Source organism: Pseudomonas sp. R2-60-08W (assembly GCF_003852335.1).
Taxonomy (GTDB): domain Bacteria; phylum Pseudomonadota; class Gammaproteobacteria; order Pseudomonadales; family Pseudomonadaceae; genus Aquipseudomonas.
Genome location: NZ_CP027731.1, coordinates 2,496,602 through 2,510,181 on the forward strand (window position 1 = coordinate 2,496,602; position 13,580 = coordinate 2,510,181).

15 protein-coding genes are annotated in these 13,580 nt (G+C 63.1%); 10 read left to right on the top strand and 5 right to left on the bottom strand.

All coding sequences use genetic code 11. The annotated features are described in order from the left end of the window. The first annotated feature begins 69 nt into the window (after positions 1-69). The 4 genes from C4J90_RS11445 to C4J90_RS11460 all read left to right on the top strand — a co-directional run bounded on the left by C4J90_RS11445 (position 70) and on the right by C4J90_RS11460 (position 3,669). Complete coding sequence (locus tag C4J90_RS11445; RefSeq protein ID WP_124419795.1) at positions 70-1,155, top strand: fatty acid desaturase family protein; 1,086 nt, start codon at positions 70-72, stop codon at positions 1,153-1,155. A gap of 111 nt (positions 1,156-1,266) precedes the next feature. Next, positions 1,267-1,587 carry a MocE family 2Fe-2S type ferredoxin gene (locus C4J90_RS11450; protein WP_053128781.1) on the top strand — a complete coding sequence of 107 codons (321 nt, stop codon included), beginning with the start codon at positions 1,267-1,269 and terminating at the stop codon, positions 1,585-1,587. Positions 1,588-1,589: 2 nt separating this feature from the next. Further along, positions 1,590-2,789: an NAD(P)/FAD-dependent oxidoreductase gene (locus C4J90_RS11455; protein ID WP_124419796.1), complete on the top strand. Its 1,200-nt coding sequence runs from the start codon at positions 1,590-1,592 to the stop codon at positions 2,787-2,789. 1 nt (position 2,790) lies between these two features. Then, positions 2,791-3,669: a TIM barrel protein gene (locus C4J90_RS11460; RefSeq protein ID WP_124419797.1), complete on the top strand. Its 879-nt coding sequence runs from the start codon at positions 2,791-2,793 to the stop codon at positions 3,667-3,669. Here C4J90_RS11460 and C4J90_RS11465 read toward each other — a convergent pair. Next, positions 3,609-4,481: an undecaprenyl-diphosphate phosphatase gene (locus C4J90_RS11465; RefSeq protein WP_124362489.1), complete on the bottom strand. Its 873-nt coding sequence runs from the start codon at positions 4,479-4,481 to the stop codon at positions 3,609-3,611. The genes C4J90_RS11460 and C4J90_RS11465 overlap by 61 nt on opposite strands. A 178-nt stretch (positions 4,482-4,659) precedes the next feature. On the opposite strand from C4J90_RS11465, the gene C4J90_RS11470 reads away from it, so the two are divergent. Beyond that, complete coding sequence (locus C4J90_RS11470) at positions 4,660-5,166, top strand: GNAT family N-acetyltransferase (RefSeq protein WP_124366732.1); 507 nt, start codon at positions 4,660-4,662, stop codon at positions 5,164-5,166. Here C4J90_RS11470 and C4J90_RS11475 read toward each other — a convergent pair. Continuing rightward, the gene (locus C4J90_RS11475) at positions 5,155-6,117 is read right to left on the bottom strand and encodes a GlxA family transcriptional regulator (RefSeq protein WP_124419798.1); all 963 of its coding nucleotides are present in this window, start codon (positions 6,115-6,117) and stop codon (positions 5,155-5,157) included. The genes C4J90_RS11470 and C4J90_RS11475 overlap by 12 nt on opposite strands. Positions 6,118-6,290: 173 nt before the next feature. Between C4J90_RS11475 and C4J90_RS11480 the strand changes: the two genes are divergently transcribed. The 3 genes from C4J90_RS11480 to C4J90_RS11490 all read left to right on the top strand — a co-directional run bounded on the left by C4J90_RS11480 (position 6,291) and on the right by C4J90_RS11490 (position 8,799). Further along, positions 6,291-6,920: a TetR/AcrR family transcriptional regulator gene (locus C4J90_RS11480; RefSeq protein WP_124419799.1), complete on the top strand. Its 630-nt coding sequence runs from the start codon at positions 6,291-6,293 to the stop codon at positions 6,918-6,920. After that, positions 6,917-7,594 carry a type 1 glutamine amidotransferase domain-containing protein gene (locus tag C4J90_RS11485; protein WP_124419800.1) on the top strand — a complete coding sequence of 226 codons (678 nt, stop codon included), beginning with the start codon at positions 6,917-6,919 and terminating at the stop codon, positions 7,592-7,594. Before C4J90_RS11480 ends, C4J90_RS11485 begins: the two co-directional genes overlap by 4 nt. 77 nt (positions 7,595-7,671) lie before the next feature. Continuing rightward, on the top strand, positions 7,672-8,799 hold the full coding sequence (locus C4J90_RS11490) for an alkene reductase (RefSeq protein ID WP_124419801.1): 1,128 nt from the start codon (positions 7,672-7,674) through the stop codon (positions 8,797-8,799). A gap of 77 nt (positions 8,800-8,876) precedes the next feature. Here C4J90_RS11490 and C4J90_RS11495 read toward each other — a convergent pair whose 3' ends face one another. Beyond that, positions 8,877-9,875, bottom strand: a complete 999-nt coding sequence (locus C4J90_RS11495; protein WP_124362495.1) for an NAD(P)H-quinone oxidoreductase — start codon at positions 9,873-9,875, stop codon at positions 8,877-8,879. Continuing rightward, positions 9,872-11,101, bottom strand: a complete 1,230-nt coding sequence (locus C4J90_RS11500) for a YbfB/YjiJ family MFS transporter (protein WP_124419802.1) — start codon at positions 11,099-11,101, stop codon at positions 9,872-9,874. Before C4J90_RS11500 ends, C4J90_RS11495 begins: the two co-directional genes overlap by 4 nt. A gap of 109 nt (positions 11,102-11,210) precedes the next feature. Here C4J90_RS11500 and C4J90_RS11505 point away from each other — a divergent pair, with 109 nt between their 5' ends. Continuing rightward, positions 11,211-12,086: a LysR family transcriptional regulator gene (locus C4J90_RS11505; RefSeq protein ID WP_124414470.1), complete on the top strand. Its 876-nt coding sequence runs from the start codon at positions 11,211-11,213 to the stop codon at positions 12,084-12,086. 81 nt (positions 12,087-12,167) lie between these two features. Continuing rightward, positions 12,168-12,554 (top strand): DoxX family protein, encoded by a 387-nt coding sequence (locus tag C4J90_RS11510; RefSeq protein ID WP_124419803.1) that lies wholly within the window; start codon positions 12,168-12,170, stop codon positions 12,552-12,554. A 116-nt stretch (positions 12,555-12,670) separates the two neighbouring features. Here the strand turns inward: C4J90_RS11510 and C4J90_RS11515 are convergent, their stop codons facing one another. Further along, the gene (locus C4J90_RS11515; RefSeq protein ID WP_124419804.1) at positions 12,671-13,489 is read right to left on the bottom strand and encodes an alpha/beta fold hydrolase; all 819 of its coding nucleotides are present in this window, start codon (positions 13,487-13,489) and stop codon (positions 12,671-12,673) included. Positions 13,490-13,580: the final 91 nt, after the last annotated feature.

The window sequence follows — 13,580 nt, forward strand, 5'->3', positions numbered from 1 at the left end:
GATTTGGCCGCGCTCTATGGTTGGTCTCGCAAAGCCCCTGAAACCCCACGCTTGCGGAGAACAATAACAATGCCTGAACACACCGCTCACTGCGCCCGGCGCGACTACAGCCTGACCGGCCCCGAAGCCGCCCGCGCCGCCGAAAAAGGCCTGGTCTCGGCCCGTTGGTACCAATCGCCGATACCGCGCAAACGCATGAAGGAACTGATGCAGCGCCGTGACGGCCCGGCCCTGGTCGATACGGCCATCTGGTTCACCGCGTTGTTCGTCACAGGCTTTGGCGGCTACTGGTTCTGGGGCTCCTGGGCCTGTGTGCCGTTCTTCCTCGCCTATGGCGTGCTCTACGGCACCGCCTCCAACCCGCGCTGGCACGAAACCGGGCATGGCACGGCGTTCAAGACCCGCTGGATGAATGACGCGCTGTACCCGGTGGCGTGCTTCATGTGCCTGTTCGAACCCCATGTGTGGCGCTGGAGCCATGCCCGGCACCACACCGACACCATCGTCGTCGGCCGCGACCCGGAGATCGTCGAGCCGCGCCCGCCAAGCTTCTGGATGATGTTTCTGAGCCTGTTCAATCTGCCCCTGGCCTGGAAGACCTTCAGTGGCGTGGCCCGCCATGCCATCGGCCGTATGAGTGCCCAGGAGCAGGACTTCATCCCCGAATCCGAATGGCCCAAAGTGTTTCGCGCCGCGCGCATCTGGGTGGGCATTTACGCGTTGATCATCGGCACCGCCTTGTACCTGCACAGCTGGTTGCCGCTGATGCTGGTTGGGCTGCCGAGTCTCTATGGCGCCTGGCTCGGTTACCTGTTCGGCCTCACCCAGCACGTGGGCCTGGCCGAAGATGTGCTCGACCACCGCAGCAACTGCCGCACCATTTACATGAACCGCGTGCTGCGCTTTATCTACATGGACATGAACTACCACCTCGAGCACCACATGTACCCGATGGTGCCGTACCACGCGCTCGAACAGCTGCACGAAGAAATCCGTCGCGACTGCCCACCGCCGTACGCCAATCTGTTCGAGGCCTACCAGGAAATCCTGCCAACCCTTTGGAAACAGCGCAGCGACCCGACCTATTTCGTCCAGCGCCCCACCCATAGTGGCGAGCGAGCTTGCTCGCGCTGGGCTGCGCAGCAGCCCCAATAAACCTGACGCGGTCTTTCAGATAACCCTCAATCGCGATCCTGGGGCCGCTTCGCAGCCCAGCGCGAGCAAGCTCGCTCGCCACCAGGAACGTTATTCACCTGGAGAAAAATCATGAACGATCAATGGATCGACGTCTGCGCCGTGGGCGAAATCGACGAAGAAGACGTGTTGCGCTTCGACCACGGGGCACACACCTATGCGGTGTTCCGCTCCGCCGACAATGAGTTTTTCGCCACCGCCGGCCTGTGCACCCACGAGAAAATCCACCTGGCCGACGGCCTGGTCATGGACCATGTGATCGAATGCCCCAAGCACAACGGGCGTTTCGATTACCGCTCCGGCAAGGCCCTGGGCGCGCCGGTCTGTGTCAACCTGAAGACCTACCCGGTACGGGTTGAAGCGGGGCGAGTGTTGCTCGCTGTCACGGCGTGATGATGAGCGCGCCCCTGATTATCGTCGGCGCCGGCCATGCCGGTGGCCGTGCGGCGTTGACCCTGCGCGAGGAGGGTTACGACGGTCGGCTGATCCTGATCGGCGACGAACCGCACGTGCCCTACGAACGACCCCCGCTGTCCAAGGCCCTGTTGCAAGGCAGCCAGGACCTGGCCGGGTGTAGCCTGTGCGACAGCGCGCGGCTGACCGAGCTGGATATCGAGCATATCGCGGGCAATGCGGTCAGCCAGCTGGCGCCGCAGCAGCATCGGCTGCAACTGGCCGATGGCCGCTGGCTGGACTATGCCGGCGTGCTACTCGCCACTGGCGGCCGTGCGCGGCGTCTGCCTGAGGCCCAGGCCAATGTGCTTTACCTGCGCACCCACGATGAAGCGCTGGCCCTGCGCGCCCAGTTGCGCCCCGGCACCCGGCTGGTGATCGTCGGCGGTGGGTTTATCGGCCTGGAAGTGGCGGCGACCGCGCGTGGCCTGGGCTGCGCGGTGACGGTGCTCGAAGCCGGGCCGCGCCTGGCGGGCAGGGTATTGCCAGCGATCATCAGTGCAGCACTGCTGGATCTGCACCGCGAGCAGGGTGTGGACGTGCGCTTGAACGTCGCCGTGGCATCCATCCAGGCCGACGCCGTGCAACTGGTGGATGGGCAGACGCTGCCCTGTGACCTAGTGGTGGTCGGCATCGGCATGCAACCCAATATCGAACTGGCCGTAGCGGCCGGGCTGGAGGTAGGGCAGGGCATTCGCGTTGACGCGCACTTGCGTACCAGCGCGGCGAATATCTACGCAGCGGGAGACATCTGCGAGTTCCGGCTTGGCGGCCTCTATCAGCGTCAGGAAACCTGGCGCAATGCCGAGGCCCAAGGTCGGCACGCCGCGTTGAACCTGCTGGGCCGGGCATTGCCCTTTGACGCCGTGCCGGGTTTCTGGTCCGACCACTATGACTGGGGCTTGCAGACGGTCGGCGTGATGACGCCGAGGGTGGTCAGCCGCATCTTGCCCCACGGCGGTTTGCTGCTGTTCTACCTCGATGCCGATGGGTATCTGCAAGGCGCCTGCGGCTGGGCGCCGGGCAACAGCGTGGCCAAGGACATCAAGCTGTGCGAGCGCCTGATCATCGCCCATGTGCCGTTGCCGTCGGTGGGCCTGGCTGATCCGGCGATCTCTCTCAAACACTGGCTGCGGGGCTGACATGCGCGAATTTCTGGTATTCCAATCGCTGTGGGCGATGCACACCGAACCCGGCCCGCTCGAGGCGCAACTGGATCGCATCGCCGCCGCCGGTTTCGATGGCGTCACCGATCACTACTGGAAGGCCGCCGAGGTCGCACGTCTGCACGCGGCCGCCGACGCACGGGGTTTGCAGATCGAAGGCCAACTGTTTCCGCAATCGGTGGATGACCTGGCGCGGGCACTGGAGGTGATCAGCCGCTACGGCTGTCATCACCTTACCCTGCAAGCTGACGTGCGCCCGCGTACCCAGGCCGAGGCGGGCCGGTTGATCGACGGCTGGCAGCGCCTGGCCGAGCAGGTGGCTTTCCCGATCCTGCTGGAAACCCACCGTTATCGCCTGACCAGTGACTTGCTGTTCACCCTCGACCTGCTGGCGCACATGCCTGACCTGAAACTGCTGGCAGACCTGTCCCACTACGTGGTCGGGCGCGAATTGCCCGAACTCGGCGCCGCCGCCGACGATGAACAGATACGCACGATTCTGCGCCATAGCTGGGGCTTTCATGGGCGCGTAGCCAGCAGTGAACAGGTGCAGGTCGCGCTGGATTTTGCGCAACATCAACCCTGGCTCGAGCGCTTTCTCGGCTGGTGGCGCTACGGAATTGAGGACTGGCTGGCCCGCCCGGACACCCCCCAAAGCCTGTCCTTCACCTGCGAACTCGGCCCGCCGCCCTATGCGATCACCGGCGCGGATGGCCGTGAGCTCAGTGATCGCTGGGCTGAGGCGCTCACCATGAAAACCCTGGTTCGCAACCTATGGAAGCAGTGCCTGGACGATCAACTCAGCAGCCCGGTGCTGACCGCCCCAATCAAAAACACCCCCAGCAGCGCGCGGTAGATCACGAACGGCCAGGTGGAGAAGCGTTCCAGAAACTTCATCAGGCCCCAGATCGCGAAAAACGCCGAAATGCTTGCCACCACCAGGCCGAAGAGCAAGTGCGGCCAGGCGTGGGCGGGCAGGTCGGCGTGCAGCAGCACCCACAGTTCTTTCAGGCCGGCGAGGGCGATGGCGGGCAGGCCCAGCAGGAATGAAAAGCGTGCCGCTTCTTCGCGTTTGAAATTCAGGAACAGCGCGGCGGTCAAGGTCGAGCCCGAGCGCGAGACCCCGGGAATCAACGCGCCGATCTGGGCGATGCCGACGATCAACGCATCACGCAAGCGCATTTCGCTCACCTCGCGGGTGTGACGGGCGCGCAGTTCGGCTGCCGCCAGTAATATCGCCATCACCACACAGGCAATACCGATCACCATCAGCCCGCGCAGCGGCGAGTTGCAGGTATTCAAGGTTGACGACAGCGCCAGGCCGGCGATGCAGATCGGGATGGTCGCCAGCACAATCGCCACCGCCAGCTTGAACCAGCGGTCGTTGTAGTCGCCCCGGCGCACGGCACTGATGCTGCCCGTGGTCACTTGCTGCACATCGCGCCAGAAGTAACTCACCACCGCCGCCAGCGCCGCCAACTGCATCGCTGCGGAAAACGCCGAGCCAGGGTCTTGCCAGCCAAGCAGTGCAGGCACCACGCGCATGTGCGCGGTAGACGACACCGGCAGCAATTCGGTAATGCCCTGGATCACCCCCAGGATAAAAATCTGCAGGTAATCCAGGGAGGCAAACCCCACATCCAGGCCGGCGGAGCAGACGTTAGTCAAAATACGTGTCCTTGAAAAAAGGGATAGCCGGCGAAGTTTATTCTAAATGTTTCTGGATTTCGGCCAGGGGCCAGGGCTATTTGCAATCGGTTCAGCCAATAGAAAGGTTGGGCAATGTATTGGCCTTGCCAGCCGATTTGTGAACAATGGCGCCCTGCGTTTTTCCACCGAGAGCCCCATGCCTGAAACCACTGTCGAATTGATCCAGACCGGCCCTGAACACGCCGAGCTGATCCGCAACCTCTACCAGTACTACGCCTATGAGTCTTCGGATTGGGAACAGGAAGATGTCGAGGCCGATGGCCGTTTCTACATCCACGACGAGCACCTGGCCCGCTATTGGCAAGACCCGCAGTGGAGCGCCAATCTGTTATTGGTCGACGGCTATGTGGCCGGCTTCCTGCTGATCGAAGGCAGCGAACTGCCAGGCATCGATGCCCTGGAGCTGGCCGACCTGTTCATCCTCAAGCGCTACCGCCGCAAAGGCATCGGCCGCGCCATCGCCACCCAAGTGCTGTGCAGCGGCGAGGCCAATTGGCTGGTGCGGTTTTATGACCAGGACGAAGTCTCCCAGGCGTTCTGGCGCACGGTGTTGGATAACCTGCCGCGCCCGGTGCAAACCCTCGAACTCGAGGATGAACCGCACTTGATCAGCTACCTGGTGACCCACGCTTCACTGCATTGAGCGGCCATGGGCCTGGGCGGGGCTGAACAACACCTGCTGCATCGCCTGCGGCGGTTGCCCGAAGGCTCGCAGGAACGCCTGGCGCATACGCTCGCGATCTCCAAAGCCGGTCTCGCGGGCCACCACTTCGACCGGGTGGCGACTGGTTTCCATCATCGCTCGCGCCGCCTCCACGCGCAGCGCCTCAATGGCCTTGGCCGGCGTTTGCCCGGTTTCTTCGCGAAATACCCGGCTGAACTGGCGCGGGCTGAGACGGGCGACCTCGGCCAGGGCTTCCACCGACAGGTCGTGGGTGAGGTTTTCGCGGGCGTAGGCCAGGGCCAGTTGTACGCGGTCGGGCTTGGGGTCCAGTTCCAGCAGGGCCGACAGTTGCGACTGTTCACTGCCGCGCCGTTGTGCGATCACCAGCTTGCGCGCAATGCGCCGGGCCAGGTCGCTGCCCAGGTCGTTCTCGACCATGGCCAGCGCCAGGTCGACCCCGGCGCTCATGCCGGCGCCGGTCCACACCTGGCCATCGACCACGAATAACTTGTCTTCTTCCAGATGGATATGCGGGTAGCGCTTGCGAAACGCCGGCGCGTGGATCCAGTGGGTGGTGGTGCGCTTGCCTTCGAGCAACCCGGCTTCGGCCAGCACGAAAATACCCATGCACAGAGAGGCCACGCGGCGCGATTGCGCGGAGGCGGCCTTGACCATCTCCAGCAGATTGGCCTCCGGCAGGCGAAACTCCAGGTAGCCGCTGACGATCAGGGTGTCGTAACCCTGCGGCCGGATCGGCGCGGTGTTAACCGAAAAACCCTGGGAAGTCATGACTGCGCCGCCGCTTTCCGACACCAGGTGAAACTCATAGGCCGGCTCGCCCCGCAGCAGGTTGGCGCACTCGAACACCGAGCCCAGGCTGAGGCTCAAGGACTGGAAATTCGGGTAAACCATCAACGCAACGCTGTGCATCGGCATTCTCCAAGGGGCGCGGGAGAGGCGATTGTCGGCGCGTGCCAGGTAAACGGCAACTGCCTTTGGCCGATGGCCGGAATCCTTGCGCATATGACATTGTGAGCCTGCGCCTACGGCCCTAACATTCCTCCAACGAACTAGACGACTGGTCTAATCGGCAGGGGCCAAGCATGAACAGCGAAACCAAAAGTGCACGGCAGACCATTCTTGAAAGTGCGCAAGCGATTGTGGGCGCCAAGGGATTTTCTGCGGTGGGGTTGAACGAAATACTTCAAGCCGCCGACGTGCCCAAGGGTTCGTTCTATCACTACTTCAGCTCCAAGGACGCCTTCGGTGTGGTGTTGCTCGATACGTATTTCGACAACTACGTGCTCGGCATGCAGCAGTTGTTCAGCCAGGCGGACCTGTCTGCGTACGCCAAGCTGATGCGCTACTGGCAGGCCTGGATCGACAACCACACCGGCTGCACCGATGCCGGCAAATGCCTGGCCGTCAAACTCGGCGCCGAAGTGTCTGACCTTTCAGAGCCGATGCGCCTGGCGTTGCAGCGCGGCACTTCACGCACCATTGAGCTGCTCGCCCTGGCGCTGCAGCACGGTGTGCAAGACGGCTCGTTGATGATCGGGCAACCTCCCGAAAGCCTGGCGCGACGCCTGTATGCGTTGTGGCTGGGAACCAGCGTCATGGGCAAGATTACCCGTACCACCGCGCCGTTCGATGAGGCGCTGGGGCTTACCCGACAGTTGTTGGGCCACCCCGAAAACCCTGTTAATCACAACGATCGAGGCACTGGAAAATGAAAGTATTAATGGTACTGACCTCTCACGACCAGCTTGGCGATACCGGCCGCAAGACCGGCTTCTGGCTCGAAGAGTTTGCCGCTCCCTATTACGCGTTCAAGGACGCCGGTGCCGACGTCGTGCTGGCATCGCCCGCCGGTGGTCAGCCGCCGCTGGACCCGGTCAGCGATCAGCCGGACTTCCAGACCGACCAAACCCGACGCTTCGCCGCCGACCCGGCCGCGCAACAGGCCTTGGCCACCACGGTGAAACTGGACTCGGTCAACGCCGATGACTTCGACACCGTGTTCTACCCAGGTGGCCACGGCCCGCTGTGGGACCTGGCCGAGTCGCCGGTGTCCATCGCGCTGATCGAATCGTTCGAGCGTGCCGGCAAGCCTGTCGGGTTTGTCTGCCATGCACCGGGCGCCTTGCGTCACGTCAAGGCGGTCAACGGCGAACCCTTGATCAAGGGCCGTCGCGTCACCGGGTTCTCCAACTCCGAAGAGGCGGCGGTGGGATTGACCGAGGTGGTGCCCTTCCTGATTGAAGATGAATTCAAGAAGCTGGGTGGCAACTATGAGAAGGGCGCTGATTGGCAGTCTTTCGTGATCGTCGATGGCTTGCTGGTGACGGGTCAGAACCCCGGCAGCTCCAGCGAAGTGGCCAAGGCGCTGCTCAAACTCACCGCTTAATTTAAATAACCGATTGATGCGTTGGCGGCTCGCGAGAGTCGCCAGTGTTTTCGCTCGTCCTGAATTTGGAATATCCCATGGCTCATCCATTGAACACCCCGGTAAAACTGGGACATCACACCTTGAACAACCGCATCGTGTTGCCGCCCCTGACGCGTCAGCGCAGTGCCCAACCCGGCGATATCGCCACCGACTTGATGGCCCGCTACTACCGTCAGCGCGCCAGCGCCGGTTTCATGGTCAGCGAGGGCACCCAGATCGAGCCGCGTGGCCAGGGTTACGCGTGGACGCCGGGGATCTACACGCCAGCGCAGATCGACGGCTGGCGCAAGGTCACCGAGGCGGTGCATGCCGAGGGCGGGGTGATCTTCGCCCAGTTGTGGCATGTGGGCCGCGTGTCCCATAACGCCTTGCAACCCGAGGGCGCCGCGCCGGTCGCACCGTCGGCGATCCAGGCCGTGCAAGCGAAGGCATTTATCGAAACCGCGCCGGGTGTCGGCGAGCTGAAACAGCCCCCGGTACCCCGTGCTCTGACGGTGCTGGAGATCGAGGAACTGGTCGGCCACTACGCACAGGCGGCGCGCAATGCGTTGGACTCAGGCTTCGACGGGGTGGAGATTCATGCGGCCAACGGCTACCTGGTCAACCAGTTCATCTCGGCCCATTCGAACCAGCGTGAGGATGAATACGGCGGCTCACTGGACAACCGTCTGCGCTTTCTGCGCGAGATCGTCGAAGCCGTCTGCCGCGTAGTGGGTCCGGAACGTGTGGGCGTGCGCTTTTCGCCTTTGTTCAGCGGCACCGACCAAGATCGCGTGTACATCGGCCTGGTGGAAGAAGACCCGCACCACACCTACATCGAAGCGATCAAAGTGCTGGAGCAGTCGGGTATCGCCTACGTCTCCATTGCCGAAGCCGACTGGGATAACGCCCCCGTCCTACCGCACAGCTTCCGCCAGGCCGTGCGCAGCACCTTCAGCGGGCGCATCATTTACGCCGGCCGCTACACCGCTGAGCGCGGCGCGCAACTGGTACAGGCAGGGCTGGCGGACCTGATTGCATTCGGGCGCCCGTTCATTGCCAACCCGGACCTGCCGCAAAGGATTTTCAATGACTGGCCGTTGAATGCGTTGAAGGCTGAAGGGCTGTATGGCGGGACTGAGGCGGGGTATGTCGATTATCCGGAATATGCCAAACCGGACTGAGCTGAGCGTTACCCCTGTAGGGGAGGGCTTCGCCCTCCAGCGGGAGCAAGCTCCCTCGCCACAGGGGCGTGAAGGGTTTATTCGACGCGCAACACAATCTTGCCGATATGATCGCCACCTTCCATCCGCGCGTGCGCCTGGGCGGCGTCAGTGTATTCATACACCTTGTCGATGATCGGCAGGCAGCGCCCCTCGCTCAATACCGGCCAGATATGTTCACGCAACTGCTCGGCAATCGCGGCCTTTTCTTCGCGGGTGCGGGCGCGCAATAGCGAACCGGTGATCACCGCGCGTTTGCCGAGAATGGTCAACAGGTCCACATCATTGGCCTTGCCGCCACCGAGAAAGCCCAGCATCACCAAGTGGCCGTCCATGCCCAGGGCCTTAAGGTTGTTGTTGAGGTAGGAGGCCCCCATGATGTCGAGGATCACATCAACGCCCTGGCCGGCGGTCTTCTCGGCGATGACCTGAGCAAAATCCTCCTCGCGATAATTGATCGGCTGCGCGCCGAGCTTGGCAATTGCTGCGCATTTTTCGGCGCTGCCAGCGGTGGCGAAGGCCTGGATACCGAATTCCTGGCAGAGCATCAAGGCGGTAGTGCCGATGCCGCTGGTGCCGCCATGGATCAAGGCGCGTTCGCCGCTGCAGGCGCCGCCCAGACCGAACAGGTTGGCCCAGACGGTGAAGAAGGTTTCCGGCACCGCAGCGGCCTGAATCCAGTCCATGCCTTCGGGAATCGGCAGCGCCTGGCTGGCCGGTACCGCGCAGAACTGCGCATAGCCGCCGCCATTGGTCAGGGCGCAGACCTTATCGCCGAGCGCGAATTGATCCACGCCTTCACCCAGCGCCACCACTTCACCGGCCACTTCCAGGCCGGGAATCGGGCTCATGCCGGGTTTCATCGGGTACTTGCCGGCCCGCTGCAAGGCGTCGGGGCGGTTGACCCCGGCCGCATGCACGCGAATCAGGATCTCGCCCGGGCCGGCCACCGGTACGTCGGCACGTCGCGGTTGCAGCACTTCGGGGCCGCCGGGGGCGGTGATTTCGATCAGGGTCATTTCTTGAGGCAGGGTCATGAAGGGGTTCCTGTAGCAATGAGCGTATGGGTTGGGACCGTGGCGAGCGGTCGACGGTTCAGCCAGATCATGCCCGCTTCCAGCAACAGTGCAACCACAATGGCGCCAGCCGCGATCAGGAACAACAGCCCATGCTGGCCGCCACTGCCGTTGAACAGCGCCGAGTAGGCAAAGCCGGCGAGCGCCTGGAAGGTAGCAAAAGACACTGTCGCCCGGCTCCAGGCGATTTGCTGGGGGTGATGTTCGGGGATCAGTTCGTGGATTCGCGCCAGCGCCAGCGGCACAATGCCCGGCGGGAACGAGCCGAGGATCAGCGCCAACACGGCAAGGGCCACGAATGAGCTGGAGACCGCCAGCGAGCCCAATGCAATCGCCTGTATCACCAGCACGACGCGAATACTCAAGCGGGCACCGAGGGTGTCGGCAAGAAATCCGTAGGTCACCGGCCCGACGATGGCGCCCAGGCCATACATCACCCAGATCCTCGCCCCGACATGCGCCCCGGCACCCAGGCCGCGTGCCACGTAATCCACCAGGAACACCATGGCCGGCACCAGGCCCGCCGCCATGAAGGCGTATTGCGCGAACAGCAGGTACACCGCTGCCGGTGTCGGCGCTTTAGCCGTTGGCGGCGTTGCCTCCTGCAGCGTGCCGTTGGGCCAGGCGAACCAACTGGCGGCGGTCAGCACCAGGGCCAGCAGGCCCAGGCCGAACCAGGTCTGTTGCAGGCCCAGATTCAACAACGGCGGCACCATTGTGCCGGAGCCGGCGATGCCCAAGCCGATGCCGAGGAAGATCGCACCACTGGCCACGCCACGGCGCGGGGCCGGAACATGCGGCAGCACGGTCGCCGCCACCAACACCATGATCGCGCCGCCGGCGATGCCCGACAGCAAGCGCCAGGCGAAGAACCACAGCACCGACAACGGATAGCCACAGGCGAAAAACGCCAGGGTCACTGCCACCATCATCAGGCGCAGCGCCGTTTTGTTGGAAGTCGCTCGGGCGATGGGCCGCCCGATCAGCGCGCCCACCAGGTAACCCACCAGGTTCGCGGCGCCGAGGTAGACCACGTCGCTGGCGGAAAACCACTGGGCCTGGATCAGCGAGGGGATCAACGGCGTATAGGCAAAGCGCGCCAGGCCGATGCTGACCAGGCTGGCGCAGAGCCCGGCGAAGATCGGTAACCAGACGGCGTTTCGGGATGAAGCCTGTGTGTGCAGCATGATGGCGGTCCTGGATATTTTTCTGTGGCGGCCAGCATAGCCAGGTTTGCTGATGCAATAATGCAGCGAATTTGCGGCGCGTTGATGCGTTTATGCAGTGGGGGTAGTGATGAATTGGGACGATGCGCGAGTGTTCCTCGCGGTATGCCGGGAAACCACATTACGTGGCGCGGCTCGGGTGCTGGGCGTGGACCAGGCCACGGTCGGGCGGCGGATCAACGCCTTGGAAAAATCCCTCGGCGCGACGTTGTTCCTGCGCACTTCCGAAGGCTATGCCTTGACCGCCGTCGGCGAAGCCGCGTTGCTTTCGGTGGAAAAAATGGAGCGTTCGGCCCTGGAGTTGCAGCGCCAGATACAAGGGCTGGATGAGCGTCTCACCGGCACCGTGCGCGTCAGCACCACCGACTCTTTGGCCATCGACTTCCTGATCCCGGCCATCGCGCGTCTGCATGAGCAGCACCCGGACGTGCGCGTGCAGTTGGACGCCTCGACCCAGTTCCTCAGCCTGGCCAAGCGTGAAACCGATATCGCCGTGCGTAACATCCGCCCGGACAACCCGGACCTGATCGCCCGGCGCATCGCCCGCTGGCCGGTGGGGCTGTTCGCGGCGCAGTCCTATATCGATCGCCACGGCGTGCCGGAACCCGGCAGCCTGTTCGAAGGCCATGACCTGGTGGTGTATCAACCCTACCTGCAAAGCCAGAAAGACTTGACGCTGGTCTGCGAACCGTTGGGGCGCGGGCGGATTGTGGCAGCGTTGAGCTCCAGCCTGCTGGTACGCCGCGCAATTGCCGCTGGCATCGGCATCGGCGAGATCCCGGTGTACACCGGCGAACGCGACGGCCTGGTCCGCCTGTGGCCGCAGCGCACGCGACCGTTGCCCTATGACGTCTGGCTGGTAACCCACGCCGACCTGCGTCATACCGCACGGGTGCGGGTGGTGATCGATGAAATCGTTGCGGGTTTTTCAGTGTCACCGGTCTAAGGTCAGCACACGCCTGCAAGCCCATCGTCGCGGCCAGGGCCACACTGGCGGTCGGTCATTTTCGACGGACACAGGTGGCATATGAGCGAAATAAAAAAACAGGATGTCGGGCTGTTGTTCCTGCGGGTCAGCGGGGCGCTGTTTTTGCTGTGGGTGCATGGATTGCCGAAACTGCTCAACTACAGCGACCAGTTGAAGCTGATCGAAGACCCGTTTCACCTGGGCGCGCCGCTCACCTTGCTGCTGGCCATATTTGCCGAGGTGCTGTGCCCGCTGCTGATCATCGCGGGGGTGTGGACGCGCTTGGCATGCCTGCCGATCCTGGCGGTGCTGGTGATCGCGCTGCTGGTGGTGCATCCGGAATGGACGCTGTTCGAAGGGCAGTTTGGCTGGCTGTTGATGATTATCTTCACCAGCATCCTGATTGCGGGGCCGGGGAGTCTGAGACTGGGGCAGCGACTTGCCTGAATAGTAAAGGTGATTCAACTGTGGGAGGGGGCTTGCTCCCGATAGCGGTGGGTCAGTTATCAGTACGCTGACTGAACCACCGCTATCGGGAGCAAGCCCCCTCCCACAGGGGTTACTCAGCGGTTCAGGAAGGCCAGCAGGTCTTCATTGAGCTGTTGGGTGTGGGTGGCGGCAAACCCGTGGGGCGCGTCCTTGTACACCTTCAGCTCGGCGCCCTTGATCATCTGGGCGGCAACTTTGCCAGTGGTTTCGAACGGAACGATCTGATCACCGTCACCGTGGATGACCAGGGTCGGCACGTCGATTTTGGCCATGTCCGGGCGGAAGTCGGTCTGGGAGAACGCGGTGACGCAATCCACGGTGGCTTTCAGCGAGGCTTGCAGCGCGATCTGCAGGGTCTGGGTGAGCACGCCCTCCGAGACTTTCTGGCCCTTGTTGAGGCCAAAGAACGGCGTGTTGAAATCGCTGATGAATTGCGCGCGGTCCTTCAGCAGGCCGGCCTTGATGCCATCGAAGACGTCGTTGGGCACGCCCTGCGGGTAATCGGCTTTCTGCCCGAAGATCGGCGTCACCGCACCCAGCAGTACCAGCCCGGCGACCCGCGCACTGCCATGGCGCGCGATATAGCGGGCCACATCACCGCCACCCATGGAGAAACCCACCAGGGTCACGTCGTTGAGGTCCAGGTGGTCGATCAACTGGGCGATGTCGTCGGCGAAGGTGTCGTAATCGTTGCCGGTCCACGGCTGGTCCGAGCGGCCAAAGCCTCGGCGGTCGAACGCGATTGTGCGAAAGCCACGGCTGCTCAGGTATTCCATCTGGTATTCCCACATGTCGGCATCCAGCGGCCAGCCGTGGCTGAACAGCACGGGTTTGCCGCTGCCCCAGTCCTTGAAGTAGATCTGGGTACCGTCTTTGGCAACGAATGTGCTCATCTGAAACTCCTGTGTCTGCATGAAAAGACTGGGTAAAAAATCCGCCTTGTTACATCGCGAAAAGCCTGCGCCAAAAAACCAAGCCGGGCTT

Coding starts and splice junctions, on each gene's coding strand:
- C4J90_RS11510 (WP_124419803.1), top strand. CDS start 12,168: ATGAGCGAAATAAAAAAACAGGATGTCGGGCTGTTGTTCCTGCGGGTC.
- C4J90_RS11515 (WP_124419804.1), bottom strand. CDS start 13,489: ATGAGCACATTCGTTGCCAAAGACGGTACCCAGATCTACTTCAAGGAC.
- C4J90_RS11450 (WP_053128781.1), top strand. CDS start 1,267: ATGAACGATCAATGGATCGACGTCTGCGCCGTGGGCGAAATCGACGAA.
- C4J90_RS11490 (WP_124419801.1), top strand. CDS start 7,672: ATGGCTCATCCATTGAACACCCCGGTAAAACTGGGACATCACACCTTG.
- C4J90_RS11505 (WP_124414470.1), top strand. CDS start 11,211: ATGAATTGGGACGATGCGCGAGTGTTCCTCGCGGTATGCCGGGAAACC.
- C4J90_RS11500 (WP_124419802.1), bottom strand. CDS start 11,101: ATGCTGCACACACAGGCTTCATCCCGAAACGCCGTCTGGTTACCGATC.
- C4J90_RS11480 (WP_124419799.1), top strand. CDS start 6,291: ATGAACAGCGAAACCAAAAGTGCACGGCAGACCATTCTTGAAAGTGCG.
- C4J90_RS11485 (WP_124419800.1), top strand. CDS start 6,917: ATGAAAGTATTAATGGTACTGACCTCTCACGACCAGCTTGGCGATACC.
- C4J90_RS11495 (WP_124362495.1), bottom strand. CDS start 9,875: ATGACCCTGCCTCAAGAAATGACCCTGATCGAAATCACCGCCCCCGGC.
- C4J90_RS11460 (WP_124419797.1), top strand. CDS start 2,791: ATGCGCGAATTTCTGGTATTCCAATCGCTGTGGGCGATGCACACCGAA.
- C4J90_RS11470 (WP_124366732.1), top strand. CDS start 4,660: ATGCCTGAAACCACTGTCGAATTGATCCAGACCGGCCCTGAACACGCC.
- C4J90_RS11445 (WP_124419795.1), top strand. CDS start 70: ATGCCTGAACACACCGCTCACTGCGCCCGGCGCGACTACAGCCTGACC.
- C4J90_RS11475 (WP_124419798.1), bottom strand. CDS start 6,117: ATGCACAGCGTTGCGTTGATGGTTTACCCGAATTTCCAGTCCTTGAGC.
- C4J90_RS11455 (WP_124419796.1), top strand. CDS start 1,590: ATGAGCGCGCCCCTGATTATCGTCGGCGCCGGCCATGCCGGTGGCCGT.